We start from the raw sequence: 18,415 nt of genomic DNA, 5'->3' as shown, positions 1-18,415 counted from the left end.
ATGACGATGAAAATGTTAGTTGTTGATGATGAACGCTTCAATCTTACCTTAGCTAAAGATTTAATTGAAGCGCATATTCCAGACAGTGATGTTCTAACTTGTAAACTTCCTGAAACTGTCATAGATTTGTTGCGGGACCAGGAAATTGATATTATTCTACTTGATATTGTTATGCCTAAGTTGAATGGTATGGAGCTTTTACAGCAAATTCGTCGTCATGATGAGTATAAGGATATTCAGATTATTATGTTTACCGGGTTAACCGATAAAGAAAGTTTTCGGACTTGTTTTGAATATGGGGCCAATGATTATATTGGAAAGCCAATTGACGTTATTGAATTTACTACAAGGATGCGAGCTGCCGTAGAGGCGCGGAAACGAATTCTTATGTTGCGAGATATGTTTGATCAAATGTCTCAGCAATATCAAGAGTTGCAAGCGGTAACCCAGAAACTGAAAGAAGCGCAGTTTCATTTGATTCAGTCAGAGAAGCTAGCTTCTTTGGGGGAAATTGCCGCGGGGGTGGCTCATGAAATCAATAATCCGATTGGATTTGTCAGCAGTAATCTAGAGATTATGGCAAAATATCTTACTCGTATTCAGGAAGTTATCGAACTTTATCGCTCCTTTGTTGATTTTGCTGCTGATGAGCAAAGTACTAAGGAGCAGTTGCTTGAGGTAATTCCGTCTTTGCGTGAAGGCGAGAAAAGTCATAAAATCACTCGAGTGCTAGCTGATTTTGGTCCGACGATTGCAGAATCGCAAGATGGTGTGAATCGTGTGGCTAAAATCGTTCGGAGTTTGCGGAATTTTGCTCGGACAGGCTTAGAAGATGAAATTGCCATGCATGATATGAATCAGATTGTAGAAGAAGCGCTGTTGATTACTAAAAATGAAGTGAAATATACTGCGGAAGTAGCGAAGAACATGCAAGATTTACCTGAAATAAAATGCGATAAAGGTCAGATTGCTCAGGTATTGATGAATATTCTTGTCAATGCGTCTCATGCGATCAAAAGTCAACACAAAGAGGGCATGGGAAAAATTACGGTGGAAACGTATGTAGAGGATGTTTTTGCCGTATGTAAAATTACTGATGATGGTCCTGGCATTCCACCGGAGTATTTGACTCGAATCTTTGATCCCTTTTTTACGACCAAAGAGGTGGGCAGTGGTACTGGTCTTGGCCTTAGTATTGCTTATGGCATTATTAATAAACATGGCGGACAATTTTTAGTGGAGAGCCAGATCGGCCATGGTGCTTCATTTTTTATAAAAATTCCCTATGGAGAAAGAAATATAGATGAAGTGGTTTCATAAGCGAGAAAAGGGAAAGAGGGGGACAAAAAGAAGATGGAAGATCGTATTTTATTTGTAGATGATGAAAAATCGATACTGAAAGCCATTGAGCGGCTCTTTTTTGATACAGATTACGAGTTGTTCGTAGCCGAAAGCGGCGAAGAAGGATTAGATATTTTAAAAGAAAATCCCATTGATATTGTTGTCTCCGACATGCGCATGCCAGGTATGGATGGACACCAGTTTTTGAAAAAAGTCAAAGCGCTCTATCCAGCTACCACAAGGTTAGTTTTAAGCGGTTATGCCGATGAAAAGGAAATTCTTGATAGTCTCATTGATGGATCAAATAGTTTATATTTGTTTAAACCGTGGAATGGAGAGGATTTGAAGAAGAAGATTGAGCAAATTTTTACAGCTCGTAAAATTTATCGTAATCCTATTTTGCTGAATCTTGTCAACGGATTGGAAAATCTCGCTGTTGTCACGGGAATTTATGATGCTGTAGGCGAGCTAATTGCCAAAGATGCCGAAGCAAGTGCGATTGCGAAAGTGATTGAAACAGATCCTGCCGTTACAGCAGCTATTTTACGAGTCGTAAATTCAGCGTTTTATAACGTAAAAACAGCTTCTGTTTTACAGGCCATTAACTATTTAGGTCTCTCTATTGTCAAATCAATTGTGCTTTCTTGCAGTCTCTTTAAACTCGTTGATTTATCAATACCGCCTTTTTCGGTAGAAGAATTGACAAGACATGCTAATCTGACCAATCGCTTTATGAGTAAAATCTATCGAGAATTACTCCAAAAGAAAATGCCTGACAACTTATCAACAGCTGGACTTTTACATAACTTAGGCCTCGTTTTATGCATCCATTATTTCGCGAATGACTACCAAGAAGTGTTGAAAGCCGCTTTACAAACAGATACGCTTGTTTTAACAGAACTTGAGAAAGAGCGTCTTGGTGTTACTCATGAAGAGATGGGCGGCTATTTGCTTGATTGGTGGGGAATTCCTTATCCTATTGTAGAGTGTGCTTTATTTCATCATCAGCCACTTCATAGTGCCGTTATCGATCGCGAAGCCGTAAGCGCCGTTCATTTGGCCAATTATTATGCTTGGAAACTAATTGCGCCATCAATGAAAACTCCTTTGGAGGAAGGCGTTTTTGACTTTTTGCAAATTGCTCAGTCTGACTGTGAAGCCGTTCTGTTGCGAGATTAAAGAGCAAGTATATTTGTAATAATACAATCCTATACTTGCTATCGATTCCTAATGGAAAATAAATTTTAATATCCTATTGGTTTCCCCGTATCTTTTTATTAGCTTTCTATGACTAAGAAGATAGAAAGAAAAGAGGGGGAACTTACTATGATGGAAAAACGATACTATGAATGGAGTCTTTTATTGCTCCGTCTTACTTTAGGCATTATTTTCTTAGCCCATGGCTGGCAGAAAATAAATGGGTTTGAGCAAGTCGCAAAATTTTTTGCTTCCCTAGGATTGCCAGGCTTTTTAATCTACTTTGTTGTGACGATAGAAACGCTTGGTGGGTTGTTCCTACTGCTGGGAATCTTCACGCGGCTGGCAGCTGCTGGCATTGCAGCGGTTATGGTTGGCGCTATCGCTACGGTGAAAGCGCAAGCTGGTTTGGTTGGCGGTTATGAATTTGAACTGACTTTGTTGATTGGTGCGGTTGCTTTGGCGCTTTCAGGCAGTGAATTGTTTTCGGTACAAACTCTATGGAAAAAAAATAGACAAAATTAAAGCTTTGCAATAAGGGCCGCAAGCGAGAAATTTTTCGCGCTTGTGGTCCTTAATTTTTTTCTGAGGAGAAAACAGGAAAATGACGGTTTTTTCGCAAAATTATATAAGATCAATAAAAACGAGTTTGTATTTACATTTTGCACGAACATCAGAGAGGGGCTAAAAAATGTTACATTTACGAAGAGCAGCATTAAGCGATAAAGAGTCTTGGCAGCAGGCTGGGATTGAAACAATTGCTTTTGATGATGCTAAAATGCGAACTAATACAAAAGAAAGACCCAATTGGGTTCATTTTGGCGGCGGTAATATTTTTCGCGCTTTTTTAGCTGCGATTCATCAAGACTTGTTAAATGACGGAAAGGTTGATACTGGAATTGTAGCTGTATCAACTTATGATTTGGAAATTATCGAAAAGGTTTATGAACCTTATGAGAATCTAAGCTTACTGGCGGTGATGCATGCTGATGGCAGTCTCGACAAGAAAGTGATTGCCAGTGTAGCCGAAGGCCTGTTAGGAGATTCATCTCGCCCAACTGATTGGCAGAGATTATGCGAGATTTTTCAAAATCCATCTTTACAAATGGTAAGTTTTACGATTACCGAAAAAGGGTATCAACTAACGGATTTATCGGGAAGTTATTTGCCGGAAGTTTTGCAAGATATGCAAAACGGACCTAAGGCGCCTGTTCATGTTATGGCCAAAGTGGCTGCCCTTGCTTTAGCGCGCTATAAACAAGGTGAGTTACCCCTTGCTTTTGTAAGTATGGATAACTGCTCGCATAACGGCGATAAATTAGCGGAAGCAGTATTAACATTTGCGCAGGCATGGGAAAAACAAGGATTTGTACCAAGTCAGTTTGTTACTTATTTGCAAAATCGCCAAAAGGTCGCTTTTCCCTGGACGATGATTGATAAAATTACGCCACGGCCTTCCGAAATAGTTCAGAAAAAGCTCCATGACTGCGGTTTTGGCGATACGGAACTGATTCGTACGAAGAAGAATACTTTTATTGCTCCCTTTGTAAATGCTGAAGGTCCACAATACTTAGTGATCGAAGATCATTTTCCCAATGGGCGCATGCCTTTAGAAGATGTCGGTGTTTTATTTACTGATCGACAGACTGTAGAGAAAGTTGAAAAAATGAAGGTTACAACTTGCCTTAATCCTCTGCATACGGCTCTCGCTGTTTTTGGCTGTTTGCTTGGTTATACTTTGATTGCCGATGAAATGAAAGATCCGGAGCTAAAGCAACTGGTTGAAAAAATAGGATATGATGAGGGCATGCCTGTAGTAGTAGATCCGGAAATTCTAAAGCCGCTGTCTTTTATTCAGGAAGTACTAGAGGTGCGTTTGCCGAATCCCTACATTCCTGATACACCACAGCGGATTGCTACAGATACTTCGCAAAAAGTTGGTGTGCGATTTGGTGAAACCATCAAAGCTTATCAAAAAAGTGATTCTTTACGGCCAGAAGACTTGCGGTTTATTCCTTTAGCTATTGCCGGTTGGTGCCGCTACTTGCTTGCTATTGATGACCAAGGGAAGCCTTTTGAGCTTAGCCCCGACCCCTTAGCGGAAAAATTGACTGCTTATTTGCAGCAAGTAAAGCTAGGAGATACTGACTGCTTAAAAATTCATGAAGCTCTTGCACCCATCTTAAGCAATGAAGACTTGTTTGGCATTAATCTATATGAGGCAGGTCTCGGCAATAAAATTGAAGAATATTTTGCTGCGATGATTGAAGGCAGCGGCGCGGTACGAAAAACGTTGCAACAGGAACTTGCGAAATAACCGGAAAGGAACTGTCATGAACGAACACGTATATTTAGCACTTGGGATGGAAAAAGCCAAAGATGCTAAGTGGCATGAAGCAAAGACAGCTTTTTCAAAAGCTATCGAAGAAAACCCTCAGTCCTATGAAGCTTATGATAAATTAGGCCTTGTTTTGAAGAACCTAAAATGCTACGAAGAAGCGGAGGAGTATTTTCTTACTGCGCTAAAACTGATGCCAAAGTATGCTCCAGCCTATAACAATTTAGGGATATTGAAGACAGAACAAGAGGATATAGAAGGGGCAAAAGCGGCTTTTCAAAGGGCAATCCAAATTCAAGACGATTATATAGACGCTCATTATAACTTAGGATTGCTGTATTATGGAATCGGCGAACTTGAGGAAGCGCTTGCCGTCTTTGACATTCTTTTGACCATGGCGCCGCAGTTGCATGAAATTCATACGTTAAAAGGCGCTGTATTGGAAAAGCTTGAACGTCTAGAAGAAGCGGAACGGGCTTTTCAAGAGTCTGATAAGCAAGATCCTAAACAAATTTTCAATCTGCTTTCTTTGGGCAATCTGCAGTATCGAGCCGGACAATGGGAAAAAGCCGAACTGAGTTTTTTTCGAGTGATTCAAATTGATCCTAACCATGCTGACGCGCATTTGAAAATGGCTTTAGCGGTAAAAGAGCAGAAGCGGCTATCTGAGGCCGAGGCCTTGCTTCGCCAGGCATTGCTTTTACAGCCTGAATTTCCTGAAGCTTGCAATGCTCTAGGAATTGTTTTAGCAGAAATGAAAAATTTAGGTGATGCAATTTCTTTTTTCTGTCAAGCAATTGAACAAAATAAAGAGTATGCTGAAGCCTATGGCAATTTAGGAATGGCTCTTAAGGAAACACATGGGCTTGCTGAGGCTGAAGCTTGTTTATTGCGGGCAATTGAGCTTCAGCCCGATTATTTGGAAGGATACAATAATCTGGGAATTGTTTTAAAAGACCAGAATCGAGTTGATGAGGCTAAGACATGCTTTTTGAAGGCTCTGTCATTAAACGAGAATTGTTCAGAAGTACATCATAATTTGGGAAATCTCTGTCGATATATGAATCAACTTGATGAAGCGGAGGCTTTCTATGAAAAAGCGATTACTTTGAACCCCGCTTGCTTGATTGCGAAATGCTCCTTAGCCATTATTTATTTGTTGCGAGGCGATTATGAACGTGGTTGGAAAAATTTTGAGATTCGTTATCTAATTGGCGAATCTTTTGATCCGAAATTACCCCGCTGGCATGGGGAGGACTTATCTGACAAAAGTATTTTAATTTATTTTGATCAGGGGTTTGGTGATACGCTGCAATTTATTCGTTTTGCCTATTTAGTGGCAGCTAAGGCCAAGCATACAACTGTATGGGTGCAAACACCTATCAAGCGTCTTTTAGCTGGGACGCAAGATCAGTTTACTATTTATGCTGGCAGTGACTATCCGCCGGGAAACTATGATTTTGCTTGTCCGTTGTTAAGTCTGCCCTATGAGTTCTCAATTCCTTTTGATCAAGTTAGTTTTAGATCACCCTATATTCAGTCTATGCCGTCTTTAAGGGAACAGTGGCGAATCCGCCTACAAAATGTTCTTCCGGTAGGAAAGCGGTTAAGGGTTGGTATTGTTTGGGCGGGAAACCCTAATCATGATAATGATCATAATCGTTCGATTCCTTTTTCTTTATTTAAAGATTTATTTACAGTTCCGTCAATTAATTGGGTTAGTTTGCAAGTCGGTTCAAAAGCAGCGGATATACAGGAAGCTCCCGTTGGAAGTATACTGAATCTAGCGGAAGAATTAAGTGATTTTGCGGAAACAGCTGCTGTGATTGACAACCTAGACCTAATTATTACTGTAGATTCTTCTGTATCACATTTGGCAGGCGCAATGGGAAAACCTACTTGGATTTTTATTCCCTTTTCGCCGGATTGGCGTTGGGCAATGGACCGAGAAGATACGCCGTGGTATCCTCATACTCGATTATTTCGACAAAAAACAGCCGGCGATTGGCCGACTGTAATAAAAACTGTAAAAAAAGCTTTGCTAGAGTTTAATTTAAGATAGTTTTTGCAGTTTTTCTGGAAAGGAATTGGCAAAGCAGATTGTAAATATTGTTCCGCTACTGGGGGCGCTGTCAACAGTTAAGGTAGCGCGATGTCGCTCTAAAATGCGATAGCAAATAGTAAGTCCAAGACCCGTGCCTGTCTCTTTGGTTGTCAAAAAAGGCGTTCCTAGTTTTGCTTGGATTGTTGGTGAGATCCCTGGACCGTTGTCTTTTATGGCAAGCAAGACTCCCTGGGCGGTTGATTTTGTTGCTATGACCAGTTGGCCGTGATTTTCTATCATTGCTTCAAGACCGTTGCGGACTAAATTTAGAATTAGTTGGCGAATGCTATTTGGATCAATAAGTAGATTGGGTGTTGGTGTGAGGTCTAGTTTAATTTGACAGTTATTGCGTAGTGCATCTGTTTCTAGTAGCGGATAAATCTCACAAACAATGTCATTTAGGTTTTTTTCTTTAAATTCTAATGGGCGATTTTTAGCAAGTGATAAAAATTCAGTGATAATACTATTGGCTCGATCAATTTCATCAATCATGAGACTAAAATTATCGTGATGTGCCGCCAATTCTTTCTTATGACTTAGAAACTGGAGCAATCCTCTTACTGTTGTCATGGGATTGCGAATTTCGTGGGCAATTCCGGCTGACATTTCGCCAACCATATTTAGACGATCTAGTTTACGCATCGATTCTTTTTGCTGTGTTAGATATTCGAATAGAGGCGCTAGATCAGGCCAACTAGTTGGACAGACTTCAGAAGAAGATGTGATTAGCGTTTTAGCTGTGTAATTTAGTTTGGCTTTGAAGTTCGTAAAAAAATGATGGGTGAGACTGATGCAAGCGATAACCAGGAAAACGTTTAAAAGGGTAATCAGTCGATGGAGCTGATGATCTGTATCTTCCTCAAGGGGAAGATTTGGTTCCGCTATCAGTAATAAAAAAAGCAGCAATACAATGGATAAGATATTTCCTTCCAGTCGTAAGATGAGATCGCCATTTTTCAAAGTTCAGCACCTCTATCATTCGTAGTTTCTAATGGATTGTACAAAATTTCACTTGCACCCTATAAATACCTATTCGTTCCTCAAAAGGAAAATCCTTCCTTTTGAAAGAAGGAGATTAAATCTTTTTGACTTAATTTGCTATTTCATTAAAAAAGGCTGTCTCTAGGAAGTTACAAAATCTTTTGTACTTCCTTAAAGACAGCCCTAAATTTATTGTTTGGGATATTTTGTATTCCAGCGTTTGCGAAACCAAATCCAGTCTGATGGATGGTTACGAATCGCTTCTTCAATCGCTTGCGTCATTTTTGCAGTGTTTTCATAAAGTTCTTGTGTTTCGTCATCGTATCGTTCATAAGGAAAAGCTGGTTTGATAACAATTTGATGGCCTCCCTCAGGACGATGAAAAATAAAGGCCGGCACAATAATAGAACCGAACTTGCGGGCAAATACTGCCGGACCTGCTGGCGTGGCTGATTTTCGATTAAAAAAGTCAACAAAAATGCCGTCAACACCACCGTCTTCATCTGCTAAAAACCCTAGGGCTTTTCCTTTTTTTAAGGCTCGCGCCGCTTTTACAAGCTCGGCGCCACTACGATTAAATACTTCCAGACCCATTTTTTCGCGATATTCATTGAGTAATCGCGTATAGTGAGGATTTGGTTGTGGCTTGGCGATCGTTGTAATCGGCAGTCCTGTGTTAGCTAGGACTGCGCCGAGCCACTCCCAATTCCCTATATGGGCGGTAAGAAGTACCACGCCGCGTCCTTGGTCAATGGCCCCCCTTAAATGCTCCAAACCTTCAATCGCAATATGTTTTTTGATTTTTTCTGGAGTAAGGGCAGGCGTATAGAGAACTTCCATCAAGGTTTGTCCTAAATTACCAAAAACTGTATGGATAATTTGTTTCGCCTCGGACAATGAAATTTGCAGACAGTCCATGCTTTGAGTGATGGCGCGGCGTCGTTGGCGCGCACCGACAAGATAGAAAAGGTAACCTAGACTTCGTCCAATACGGCAGACAAGCGAATAAGGTAGAAGGCAGACGAAAGCACTGATTGCCTTTAGTAGATTATATTGAAAATTTTTAAATAGCATATGTGTCTCTCCCCAGATAGACAATTAAAATAAATTTTTGACATTAGTTTAATTGTAGTTTATTTATAAATGTTTGTAAACAAAAGAGCTAAGCAACAAATATTGTCACATTTCTACTTGTTTCCGCTTTTGTTTTACGGTATAGTATAATTAAACAAAATAAATAAGTAGAACTTTAAAAGCTCTACTGATTGGCAAACCTTCCGAAAGGATGGGACGCAAAGCCATGGGTCTAATGATTTTATGTCGAAGACTGCCAGGTTGTATTCACGCAAAGTAAGAGCGGAATGAACAGGCAGTTTTTTTATTTTTCAAAGAGCAGGAGGATGGCGTTGAAATTATTATTTGTTACCCAAGACGAACTTTGGCTGCAACGATTGCGGGAGCAGTGCCAAAAAAGAGATTTTTGTTGCGATGTTTTTAAGGACGTCGCCGCGGCAATAAGTGCATATCGCCAACAGTCTGATGAATATAGTTTGGTTATAGTGGATTTTTCGGGGGATTTTGACGGATTTGACTTTACGCAAAAGCTTCGTGCTGTGTCGACTAAGCAAATTATTTTAGCTGTTAATAGCATGATCGAACCCAAGCTGTTGATGAAAGCAGCACTTAGCGGAATTTCTTTTTTCTTACCGAAGGCGGTTGAAATGGACGATTTTTTGGCTTTACTATGCCAAATTAGCGATCAGCTTAAGGCGCAAAAAAAAGAACAAGATGAAAAGGACGGGCTTGCGAAAGAATATATTCGCTTGCGTCGTGAATATGGCGAGATGCAGGTTCAAATTAAAAAATACGAGGCTTTGCTGGCAATGCAGCAATAATAGCGTTTGTATTCTAGAAAATAGTAAAGGGCTACCGCATATAAGAAAAGATTTCGAGCCTATGTTGAGGTTTGCGTAAACAAATCACAAGATAAGCTAGAGTTTTTCCTTGGTGCGGTAGTCTTTTTTTATAGAATCAGCCGCTCCATTTAATTATTCTAGAATTTTTTATATGTTTAGTGTATGATAGCAATAAGAAAAAATCGAATTTTATCTATAGGAAATTCGATTTTTTTTGTTAAGACTAGAGGATATTGTTGGTTATCCAAAGGTTTTTGCTTACTGCAAGCGAGAGAAATATAGAAGTGCAGAAGCTTATGGATGTGGAGGGGATTGGATTGCTTATTGATCAAAAAAGTAATTTTGAAGAACAGTCGTTAGATTTTCATGAAATTGACGCCGGTTTTACGACGAAAGAGGCAATTGCGGAAGCAAAACGTTGCCTTAATTGTGCGAAACCGTTTTGTCGTACAGGCTGTCCGATTGAGAATGAAATTCCTAGTTTTATCGCAGAGCTTGCTAAAGGGAATATTGGCGCTGCTAGTGAAGTAATTGCTAGACGCAGTAATCTTCCTGCTGTATGTGGGCGGGTATGTCCTCATGAAAAACAGTGCGAAGCTGCCTGTATATTAAATAAAAAGAACGCAGGTATTAAGATTGGCAAACTAGAACGCTTTATTGCTGATTTTGATGCGGAAATGGATATTAGTCCAATTCATAAAAAAATCGTTCATAAAGGGAAGGTTGCCGTAATTGGTTCGGGTCCTGCCGGATTAACCGTAGCAGGTGATTTGGCGAAGCTTGGCTTTACTGTAACTGTTTTTGAAGGGCAGAAAGAGCCTGGCGGCGTTTTGATGTATGGAATTCCTGAATTCCGTTTAAATAAAGAAGTTGTTCGTCGTGAAATTGCTCGAATTGAAAGATTGGGCGTTTCATTTGAAACAGGAATTTTAATCGGCCCTGATAAAACGGTTGATGAGCTTTTTGCTGACGGTTATGATGCTGTGTTTATGGGGACAGGAACTGCTTTGCCGAAAGAACTTCATATTCCTGGTAAAGACTTGCCTGGTGTTATTCAGGCGACGTATTTTCTTGGTATGGTTACATTAGCAAATGAAAAAGGGATTGACGGACAGGAAATTCCGGTACAAAAAGGAGATTCTGTTATTGTAATTGGCGCAGGCAATGTTGCTATGGATGCAGCTCGGACGGCGCTTCGTGTTGGTGCAGCAAAAGTTACTCTAGTGTATCGGCGTACGCAAGATCAGATTACGGCGCTTCGTTCCGAATATGAGGAAGCGAAGGCTGAAGGCGTGGAGTTTTCTTGGCTGATGAGTCCAAAACAATATTTAGGTGATAAAGAGGTTACTGCGTTAGAATGTGAGCGCCAAGTTTTATTGGAAGATGGCTCCGTTAAGGGCAGTGGGCTTTTGGAGAAAATTAGTGCCAATAAAATTATTGTGGCAATTGGTCAAAGACCCGCTGCTCGCATTGTTTCAACAACAGAAGGGATCGAAGTCAATCCTGCTGGCTTTGTTATTACTCGGGAACGGCCTTATGGTATGACTACGCGACGCGGTGTTTTTGCCGGGGGCGACGTAGTTCATGAACCGGCAACTGTCGTATTGGCTATGAAAGCGGCAAAACAAGTAGCGCAAGGTATTGCGCAATATGTGGAAGCCAAAAAACTTATGGAAGAATGCGGTTTGTAAACCGACAAAAATAAGACTAAATACCTAAAAAAACTTGACCTTTTCTAGCAAAATATGGTTTAATCAATATAGCAGGATTTGGTAACTAATTGATTAGTGACTTTTACCGAGCGGATATATGAAAAACTGCCTATGATTATTAGGCTAATGCTAGAGTTAGCACAGAAAAAATCAGGCGTAAGCCTGATTTTTTTACTTCCTGGTGAGATTTTCATATAAGATTTTACTCTGCTGTAATCATGTAGACGTTTACTATACTTTGCGGTACAAGAGAGGTCAAGAGATGGGCAGTCAGATTGAAAGCAGTAAAAAAGTTGAAATTAGTATGCGCTTATCGGAATTTGAAATGCCGCCAATGCAAGATGTTTTAGTTGTCGGCAAACGGGCGCCGATCGGCCCGGAAGCGGCACGGCGAATGGGGGATATTTTATCACCTGGTCAATATATAGTAAAAAAAATTGAACACCCATCAATTGAAGCAATGGTTGTTCGTAAGTCTTTGCTTGCTATGGTGCCGGAAGATCAGTTAATTTCTCTTATGATTGATGAAGTAGATGAAATGATTCATGAATCAATGATTGTAAGAGTTCAGATTAATGTGACCGTAATAGTAAAGAAGTTGATTGAATTATGATGCGCCAGTTATCGCATATTATGACAGTTAAATTTCCCTATGTAGATGCGTTAGCTGGATTAAGTCAGGTACAGGAATTTATGCTTTCGACTCAACTAGAAAGTCTCCCAGTCATTGAGAACGGTAAAATACTTGGTGTGATTGATTATTGGGATGTGTTGAAAACACATCCTAATCGGATTGCCGCTGATGCTATGTCTGACTATTTTAAAGAAGTTGTGCCTGACACATTCGTATGGGAAGCGAAAGAGGCTATAGATAGCCACGGTATTAAGCTTTTCATTGTGAAACAGCAGGACCAGGTAGTGGGAATCGTTAGTCCGAGCCAAGTTGCGTTAGAAATAGGCAGGCAATTTGATGTGTTAACAGAGCTTTACAAAAAAGATTATATTTATTATCAAGCTGTTAAAGTCTTAAAAGAAAGACAATTGCTTTCTTTGATTTTTCTTGATGTAAATAATTTTGGTAAGATAGACAAACAGTATGGCCATATTGCCGGGGATCAGATTTTACGGGAGATCGGTCAGCTTTTAAAGGCTAAAATGTCAAAAGAAACCCATGTGTCGCGGTTTGGCGGTGATGAGTTTCTTATATTGACCCCCTACAAACTAGAGAAGACTCGTAATTTTACTGAAATATTATTGCGTGAAGTAAAAGAACATCGCTTTTACAAAGAGATTCCTGTTAGTTTTTCAGCGGGAATTGTAAAGGGAATATGTCATGGATTCATGAAAAATAGTGTTCCCGCGCTAGAACGGCTGGTTAATTGTGCTAGCCTAGCGTCAACTCAGGCGAAAAAAGAGTCTATAGACTTAGTCGTCGCCAATCAAGTCGAATTAGGTTATTAATTTAGCAGATTTTTAAAATTTCGGCAATCATATCAGGATCGCTTTCTTCGGTAGGAAAGGTGATATAGTGAATTGCGGGATCATTTGCTGTCGGGAGAATTTCCGATAGCTTTTTTCTTGCTTTATTAATGACAACATTTGTCCCATCTTGCTTGGTAAAAGGTAAAATAAGCAAAAGATTTTGCGGTGTTGCCAGGAGAACGGAATCATAAACGCGCAGGGTGTTTTTGAGTTGTTCCATAATAAAGCTTCCATTGGCAATATTTTCATTAAACCCGAGTGATACAAAAGAAACTTCAGTATGATCTCGCTTCGCTCGGTAAATGCTATTAAGAATTTCTTGTTGACTGCTTGCTTGCATTGGCGCGGCAACAAGCGAACCCATTACATTTTCGATACGATCAAGCAAATCTTCATCAGAGAAGGGTTTTCGAATGTAATGGGAAGCGCCGAGACAGAGTGATTTCTGAATGACAAGACGATTGGCGATCCCTGAAACCATAATAACGGGGATTTGCTGCTGCAAATTTAGACGATGCATTTCTTCCAGTGCCGCAATTCCATCCATTCCTTTTAAGTTAATATCTAAAAGTAACAAGTTGATATCGCGGAACCGCCAGCGCTGCGCAAAGAAATCTTCGGCATTATCTAGCTCATATACTTCCACTCCATATTCTTCAAGAATCCTTTTTACTTGCAGGCGAATGAACCTTGAGTCATCAATGACTAATATTTTTTTTCCCATGGCAAGCCTCCAACTCCTCTCATAAATAATTCATTAAATCATAAAAAAACCAGGCTGATCAGATAAATACATGACGATTTATCGATGCAACCTGGCAATCATTGATAGACTTTAGCAAGCAGTACTATCTTTAGATCCAATGGTTTTGCGTCCTTGATTTTCATCAAGTTTGCCCCAAAATTGATTTTTATTTAGTTTATGAAAATGTTCTCTGTGTGGAGAAAAAAATCCTTTTTTGTAATAAAAATCGCGTGAATTTCTTGTGAAATATTGTAAGTTTATAAGAAGGACTTGATGAAAATAATAAGACAAAGGAGGGATTTTTATGACCGACAAAGTGCATCATAAAGTGAAACGGCATTATAAAAAAATTGCCGCTGCACTTGGCGGAGCTTTTGTTCTCGCTGCTTCGGCGATGCACGGTTTAGGCGCTATTGCTCAGCAGCAGCCCACAACACCACAAGTAGATCCACCAATTAATACAGCGGAAGTGCAAACTGCGAATCCCCTTAGTACGCAAGAACTTGTGCAAAATATTGCAACGCAGGATACCTTGGGAAAAGAAGCGATACATGTAACGGCAACTGCGTATGCACCAGGACCGCATGATAATGATCAGTGGGGGAGTAAAACGAGGCTAGGCACAGAAATAAGGCCAGGTGTTATTGCAGTAGATCCTCGGATTATTCCGCTCGGTTCCCGCGTGATGATTCAATATCCTGACGGAAGTAAAGAGTATGCTGTAGCAGAAGATACGGGCGGTGCGATTAAAGGGAATCGTATAGATGTTGCTAAATGGACGGTGCGGGAGGCAAATCATTTTGGAATCAAGGCTGTTAAAGTGTATGTATTAAGTAAACCAGATCAGGTTACAACTGAAACAGGAGAACAAGTATGAAGGGCAGCTGTAAGAGGCTGCTCTTTTTTTACACAAAAGTGTTGAGTGCTATTGACTTATAGTACACTCTAAAGTATACAATAAAATTGGAATTTTCTATTACGAATAAGGGGTGAGTCGATTATGCTTTACAGACAATATGGCAAAACAAAGGAACAAGTATCAATCTTGGGGTTTGGTTGTATGCGGCTACCTGTTATTGATGGCGATGCGACAAAAATTGATGAAAAGCAGGCGATTCCGATGATTCGCCAAGCCATTGACGCTGGCGTGAATTATATTGATACAGCCTATCCTTATCACGGAACAGGGATGCAAAGCGGCGGGGCTAGTGAACCCTTTGTGGCTAAGGTGTTAAAAGACGGCTATCGGGAAAAAGTAAAGCTTGCGACAAAATTGCCAAGCTGGCTCATTAAGACAAGAGCCGATATGGATCGTTACTTAGACGAGCAACTTCAGCGGTTAGAAACCGATTATATTGATTTTTATCTTGTACATAGCCTTGGATCTCATACCTGGTCTGCATTGACGAAAATCGGTATTGCTGATTTTCTCGACCAGGCTAAAAAAGATGGTAAGATTAAACATGTCGGTTTTTCCTTTCATGATCGAATCGGGTTATTCAAAGAAATTGTGGATTATTATGACTGGGAGTTTTGCCAGATTCAATATAACTACCTTGATGAAGACTATCAAGCTGGAACGGAAGGCTTGCATTATGCAGCGTCGAAAGGTCTTGGCATTGCCATTATGGAACCATTACGTGGCGGAAAGCTAGCGAATCTGCCTAATCAAGCCCTAGATCTACTGCAAGAAAGCGGCGCCCAGCGCACCCCGGCGCAATGGGCCTTACGCTGGGTCTGGAACCATCCTGAAGTTTCTGTTGTTTTAAGTGGTATGTCAACGATGGAACAAGTGACTGAGAACTTAGAAACGGCAAACGAAGGTCTACCCAATTCTCTTACAACAACGGAACTGGCAGCTCTTAATAAAGTAAACGCACTGTTTAAAGAGCGGATGAAAGTGAACTGTACAGCTTGTGCTTACTGTATGCCCTGTCCTAGCGGCGTGAATATACCAGGGTGTTTTAGCCTCTATAATGATTACTCTGTATTTGGCGAAGGGGAAGCTTCTAAGGCTCGTTATCAGTTCCTTTATGGTTTCCGTATTGGGGAAGCGGCGCAGGCGAATCGTTGTGTCGAATGCGGTAAATGTGAAGATCACTGTCCGCAGGGGATTGCCATTCGTAAAGAATTAAAGGCTGTAGAAGCTGTGTTAAGATAACCCAGTAAAATAACAAGAAGCCAGATTGCAATGTTCATATTGCAGTCTGGCTTCTTTGTTTATGAAAAGAGTAAAAGGCTTATCAATTGTCAACAAGTGGAACTGTCATACTGCCTAAGGGCATCAAGGTAATACTTGGAGTCGGCCCTAGCTTTTTATAAGCTAGTTGGAGGGCTTCTTCTATGGTAGCTGCTGGGGTAAAGAGCAATAGTTCGGCTAATTCTGGCGTCATAGAAGAAACAAGAATAAATTGTGCTTTTTTCATTAGGCGGGTTACGGCATAAGCTTTATGAGCCCCAATTTGAAAATCTTTTCTTATGGCAGCTTCTACCTCTTCTGGACTGCGATAAAGCTCCATGGTTTTTTCATAAGTAGGCGATCCGGAACCCTCACGGCACTCGCCGAGGATAATGATAACGCCGCCGTCACGGACGGCGCACCAAGCGTTATCCATGGTTTTTTGTAATTGATAGACATTAATATCTTTCGGATAACCGCCGCAGGAAGCAATGACAAGGTCGGCTTCTTTTTCAACCTTGGCGCCGTTAACTTCGTTGACAAATTCACAGGCTTTATTGTGAGCTTCAATGTAATCGCCAGCAAATATTTTTAGAAATTCCTTTTTTTCATTGAGCACGACATTGATTAAGAAGGTAGGGCGACACATTTCCGCGCCTTCAACTTGATCGTGATAAATGGGATTTCCTTCTAGCTTGCCAATTACGGCATTGGGATCAAGCATCATGCTGTGATTTTTTCGAACTGTTTCATAGTAGGAAACACCAGGAAGCATGGCTTTGCGGCCACCGCCAAACCCAGAAAAGAAATGATGAACCACACTGCCTGTACAGACGATATGGTCAGCTTCTACGACTTTCTTATTGAAGTATACGGGCGTGCCGTAAGACGTATCGCCAAAGTACGTAAACTGATCTTTGTCTTTGCAGTCGCTATTGTACATTTTAACTCGTTTAGCCACAGCAGGGCCGACTTCTTGAGCCATTTCCGCTTCGGTCATGAGACGATGGGTACCGAGAGCAAAAACAATCCACATATCTTTATCAGGAATTCCTACTTTATTTAGCTCATCTAATAATAACGGCATAAAAATGTGGCTGTTTGCCACACGGGTCGTATCATTTACAATAAATACAACAGTTTCGCCTGACTTTATAAGTTCCGTAAGTGGTTTTGATCCGATTGGATTTCGAATCGCTGTCAAAATGGCAGCTTCCGGATCGGCTAAAACCGGAAAATCTTTAAGCTGTAATTCAGCAATCACTTTTTCTGCATCAATGGAAAAAGCAACCTTTTCTTTACCATATTTATATGTATATTCTTTTTGCATAAGCGCCTCCTACGATTTTACTAAGCTTATTATATTTATAGTAGATTATATTTTTGTAAAATTCCAATAGCAATAATTCATGAACTCATACATAAGGAGTATATGTTATAATGATGCATAGCTGCTATGAAACAATAATAATTGATAGCTTTTCTGAAGCAACGATTTATTATAGGAGGCCTTTGATTTGTCATGGAGTTACGACAACTTGAGTATTTTTGCATGGTTGCGAAATTGAGCAGTTTTACGCGGGCTGCTGAACAACTGCATATTGCCCAACCGTCTGTAACGAGGGCGATTCGAAACTTAGAAGAAGAGCTTGGCATTCAACTCTTTGATCGTAACAAAAAGAAGATTGCCTTGACAAATGAAGGAGAAGTAATTTTTAATCGAATTGAGAAGATTTTACAAGAATTGCAGCAAGCTTTTCAAGAGGCGAAAGATTATCGCAATTTGTTAAAAGGCACCGTGAAAATCGGCGTTCCACCCATGATTGAAGCTTATTTATTTCCTGATATTTTTACTCAATTTACGGCGACTTATCCCCGGCTTCGCTTGATCGCATCCGAAGAAGGATCCTCCTTGGAAGCGGTTACTAAAATAGAGAATGAGGAATTAGATTTAGCGATTATTATTCTGCTTGATCAGTCGCCGACGTTAAATACGCTGGAAATTACGCGAGAGGAGTTCGTACTTTGCACTCATCCGGACCATCCTCTGTGTCACGAAACGGCGCCTGTTCCTTTTTCTAAATTGCGCAATGAATCTTTTATTTTGCTCAAGGAGCGTTCTTACCAGCGGGAAGTTGTTACGAATCGTTGTCTTAGACACAGCTTTATGCCAGATGTGGTTTTTTCCTCCAGTCAGATCAAAACAATTAAAGGTCTTGTCGCGAAAGGCGCTGGTATCTCCTTTCTTATGAATATGGTTGTTCGCGATGATCCTAAAATTGCTGTAGTTCCACTAGTAGAGCCAATCCAATTTTCTGTTGGCTTAGCATGGAAGAAGGAAAAATACCTATCTCATGCATCCTTGGCTTTTGTGAACTTTATTGAAAAACTTTATAATCTTTCAGAATAATATTGGAAGA

The 18,415-nt window shown here is 40.4% G+C and carries 16 protein-coding genes and 2 riboswitches; of the genes, 12 read left to right on the top strand and 4 right to left on the bottom strand.

Annotated features, from left to right (window positions below; genetic code table 11):
• The 5 genes from AC0NJP_RS06325 to AC0NJP_RS06305 all read left to right on the top strand — a co-directional run bounded on the left by AC0NJP_RS06325 (nt 1) and on the right by AC0NJP_RS06305 (nt 6,938).
• Entirely contained in the window at nt 1–1,320 is a 1,320-nt protein-coding gene (locus tag AC0NJP_RS06325) for a hybrid sensor histidine kinase/response regulator (RefSeq protein ID WP_474699204.1), read from the top strand.
• 33 nt (nt 1,321–1,353) lie between these two features.
• The gene (locus AC0NJP_RS06320) at nt 1,354–2,520 is read left to right on the top strand and encodes an HDOD domain-containing protein (protein WP_474699203.1); all 1,167 of its coding nucleotides are present in this window, start codon (nt 1,354–1,356) and stop codon (nt 2,518–2,520) included.
• Nucleotides 2,521–2,667: 147 nt separating this feature from the next.
• Nucleotides 2,668–3,063 carry a DoxX family protein gene (locus AC0NJP_RS06315; protein WP_474699202.1) on the top strand — a complete coding sequence of 132 codons (396 nt, stop codon included), beginning with the start codon at nt 2,668–2,670 and terminating at the stop codon, nt 3,061–3,063.
• A 166-nt stretch (nt 3,064–3,229) separates the two neighbouring features.
• Nucleotides 3,230–4,855, top strand: coding sequence for a mannitol dehydrogenase family protein (locus AC0NJP_RS06310; RefSeq protein ID WP_474699201.1), 1,626 nt, complete (start codon nt 3,230–3,232; stop codon nt 4,853–4,855).
• A 16-nt stretch (nt 4,856–4,871) separates the two neighbouring features.
• Nucleotides 4,872–6,938, top strand: coding sequence for a tetratricopeptide repeat protein (locus AC0NJP_RS06305; protein WP_474699200.1), 2,067 nt, complete (start codon nt 4,872–4,874; stop codon nt 6,936–6,938).
• On the opposite strand, the gene AC0NJP_RS06300 is transcribed toward AC0NJP_RS06305, so the two are convergent.
• Nucleotides 6,930–7,940, bottom strand: a complete 1,011-nt coding sequence (locus AC0NJP_RS06300; RefSeq protein ID WP_474699199.1) for an ATP-binding protein — start codon at nt 7,938–7,940, stop codon at nt 6,930–6,932. The two genes, AC0NJP_RS06305 and AC0NJP_RS06300, sit on opposite strands and share 9 nt — an antisense overlap.
• A 210-nt stretch (nt 7,941–8,150) precedes the next feature.
• Nucleotides 8,151–9,035 carry a lysophospholipid acyltransferase family protein gene (locus AC0NJP_RS06295; protein ID WP_474699198.1) on the bottom strand — a complete coding sequence of 295 codons (885 nt, stop codon included), beginning with the start codon at nt 9,033–9,035 and terminating at the stop codon, nt 8,151–8,153.
• 183 nt (nt 9,036–9,218) lie between these two features.
• Nucleotides 9,219–9,304, top strand: a riboswitch (cyclic di-GMP riboswitch).
• 63 nt (nt 9,305–9,367) lie between these two features.
• Between AC0NJP_RS06295 and AC0NJP_RS06290 the strand changes: the two genes are divergently transcribed.
• From AC0NJP_RS06290 to AC0NJP_RS06275, 4 genes are all read left to right on the top strand, one after another.
• Nucleotides 9,368–9,856, top strand: coding sequence for a response regulator (locus tag AC0NJP_RS06290; RefSeq protein WP_474699197.1), 489 nt, complete (start codon nt 9,368–9,370; stop codon nt 9,854–9,856).
• A 338-nt stretch (nt 9,857–10,194) separates the two neighbouring features.
• Nucleotides 10,195–11,568: an NAD(P)-dependent oxidoreductase gene (locus AC0NJP_RS06285; RefSeq protein WP_474038724.1), complete on the top strand. Its 1,374-nt coding sequence runs from the start codon at nt 10,195–10,197 to the stop codon at nt 11,566–11,568.
• 283 nt (nt 11,569–11,851) lie between these two features.
• The gene (locus AC0NJP_RS06280) at nt 11,852–12,202 is read left to right on the top strand and encodes a hypothetical protein (protein ID WP_474037717.1); all 351 of its coding nucleotides are present in this window, start codon (nt 11,852–11,854) and stop codon (nt 12,200–12,202) included.
• Nucleotides 12,199–13,050 (top strand): GGDEF domain-containing protein, encoded by an 852-nt coding sequence (locus AC0NJP_RS06275; protein ID WP_474699196.1) that lies wholly within the window; start codon nt 12,199–12,201, stop codon nt 13,048–13,050. The genes AC0NJP_RS06280 and AC0NJP_RS06275 overlap by 4 nt, the downstream gene beginning before the upstream one ends.
• A 1-nt stretch (nt 13,051) precedes the next feature.
• On the opposite strand, the gene AC0NJP_RS06270 is transcribed toward AC0NJP_RS06275, so the two are convergent.
• Nucleotides 13,052–13,795, bottom strand: coding sequence for a response regulator (locus tag AC0NJP_RS06270; protein ID WP_474699195.1), 744 nt, complete (start codon nt 13,793–13,795; stop codon nt 13,052–13,054).
• An 82-nt stretch (nt 13,796–13,877) separates the two neighbouring features.
• A riboswitch (cyclic di-GMP riboswitch) is annotated at nt 13,878–13,979 on the bottom strand.
• A 141-nt stretch (nt 13,980–14,120) separates the two neighbouring features.
• Between AC0NJP_RS06270 and AC0NJP_RS06265 the strand changes: the two genes are divergently transcribed.
• Together AC0NJP_RS06265 and AC0NJP_RS06260 are read left to right on the top strand one after the other, a co-directional pair.
• Nucleotides 14,121–14,693, top strand: coding sequence for a 3D domain-containing protein (locus AC0NJP_RS06265; RefSeq protein ID WP_474699194.1), 573 nt, complete (start codon nt 14,121–14,123; stop codon nt 14,691–14,693).
• 123 nt (nt 14,694–14,816) lie between these two features.
• Nucleotides 14,817–15,977: an aldo/keto reductase gene (locus tag AC0NJP_RS06260; RefSeq protein WP_474699193.1), complete on the top strand. Its 1,161-nt coding sequence runs from the start codon at nt 14,817–14,819 to the stop codon at nt 15,975–15,977.
• Between the two features lie 82 nt (nt 15,978–16,059).
• Here the strand turns inward: AC0NJP_RS06260 and AC0NJP_RS06255 are convergent, their stop codons facing one another.
• On the bottom strand, nt 16,060–17,325 hold the full coding sequence (locus AC0NJP_RS06255; protein ID WP_474699192.1) for a nickel-dependent lactate racemase family protein: 1,266 nt from the start codon (nt 17,323–17,325) through the stop codon (nt 16,060–16,062).
• A gap of 192 nt (nt 17,326–17,517) precedes the next feature.
• Between AC0NJP_RS06255 and AC0NJP_RS06250 the strand changes: the two genes are divergently transcribed.
• Entirely contained in the window at nt 17,518–18,405 is an 888-nt protein-coding gene (locus AC0NJP_RS06250; protein WP_474699191.1) for a LysR family transcriptional regulator, read from the top strand.
• The last annotated feature ends 10 nt before the right edge of the window (nt 18,406–18,415 follow it).

It is taken from the genome of Pelorhabdus sp. sgz311002 (genome assembly GCF_056134285.1).
This window is presented reverse-complemented; position numbering and strand designations above follow the sequence as displayed.

Coding starts and splice junctions, on each gene's coding strand:
- AC0NJP_RS06325 (WP_474699204.1), top strand. CDS start 1: ATGACGATGAAAATGTTAGTTGTTGATGATGAACGCTTCAATCTTACC.
- AC0NJP_RS06320 (WP_474699203.1), top strand. CDS start 1,354: ATGGAAGATCGTATTTTATTTGTAGATGATGAAAAATCGATACTGAAA.
- AC0NJP_RS06315 (WP_474699202.1), top strand. CDS start 2,668: ATGATGGAAAAACGATACTATGAATGGAGTCTTTTATTGCTCCGTCTT.
- AC0NJP_RS06310 (WP_474699201.1), top strand. CDS start 3,230: ATGTTACATTTACGAAGAGCAGCATTAAGCGATAAAGAGTCTTGGCAG.
- AC0NJP_RS06305 (WP_474699200.1), top strand. CDS start 4,872: ATGAACGAACACGTATATTTAGCACTTGGGATGGAAAAAGCCAAAGAT.
- AC0NJP_RS06295 (WP_474699198.1), bottom strand. CDS start 9,035: ATGCTATTTAAAAATTTTCAATATAATCTACTAAAGGCAATCAGTGCT.
- AC0NJP_RS06280 (WP_474037717.1), top strand. CDS start 11,852: ATGGGCAGTCAGATTGAAAGCAGTAAAAAAGTTGAAATTAGTATGCGC.
- AC0NJP_RS06275 (WP_474699196.1), top strand. CDS start 12,199: ATGATGCGCCAGTTATCGCATATTATGACAGTTAAATTTCCCTATGTA.
- AC0NJP_RS06270 (WP_474699195.1), bottom strand. CDS start 13,795: ATGGGAAAAAAAATATTAGTCATTGATGACTCAAGGTTCATTCGCCTG.
- AC0NJP_RS06265 (WP_474699194.1), top strand. CDS start 14,121: ATGACCGACAAAGTGCATCATAAAGTGAAACGGCATTATAAAAAAATT.
- AC0NJP_RS06260 (WP_474699193.1), top strand. CDS start 14,817: ATGCTTTACAGACAATATGGCAAAACAAAGGAACAAGTATCAATCTTG.
- AC0NJP_RS06255 (WP_474699192.1), bottom strand. CDS start 17,325: ATGCAAAAAGAATATACATATAAATATGGTAAAGAAAAGGTTGCTTTT.
- AC0NJP_RS06250 (WP_474699191.1), top strand. CDS start 17,518: ATGGAGTTACGACAACTTGAGTATTTTTGCATGGTTGCGAAATTGAGC.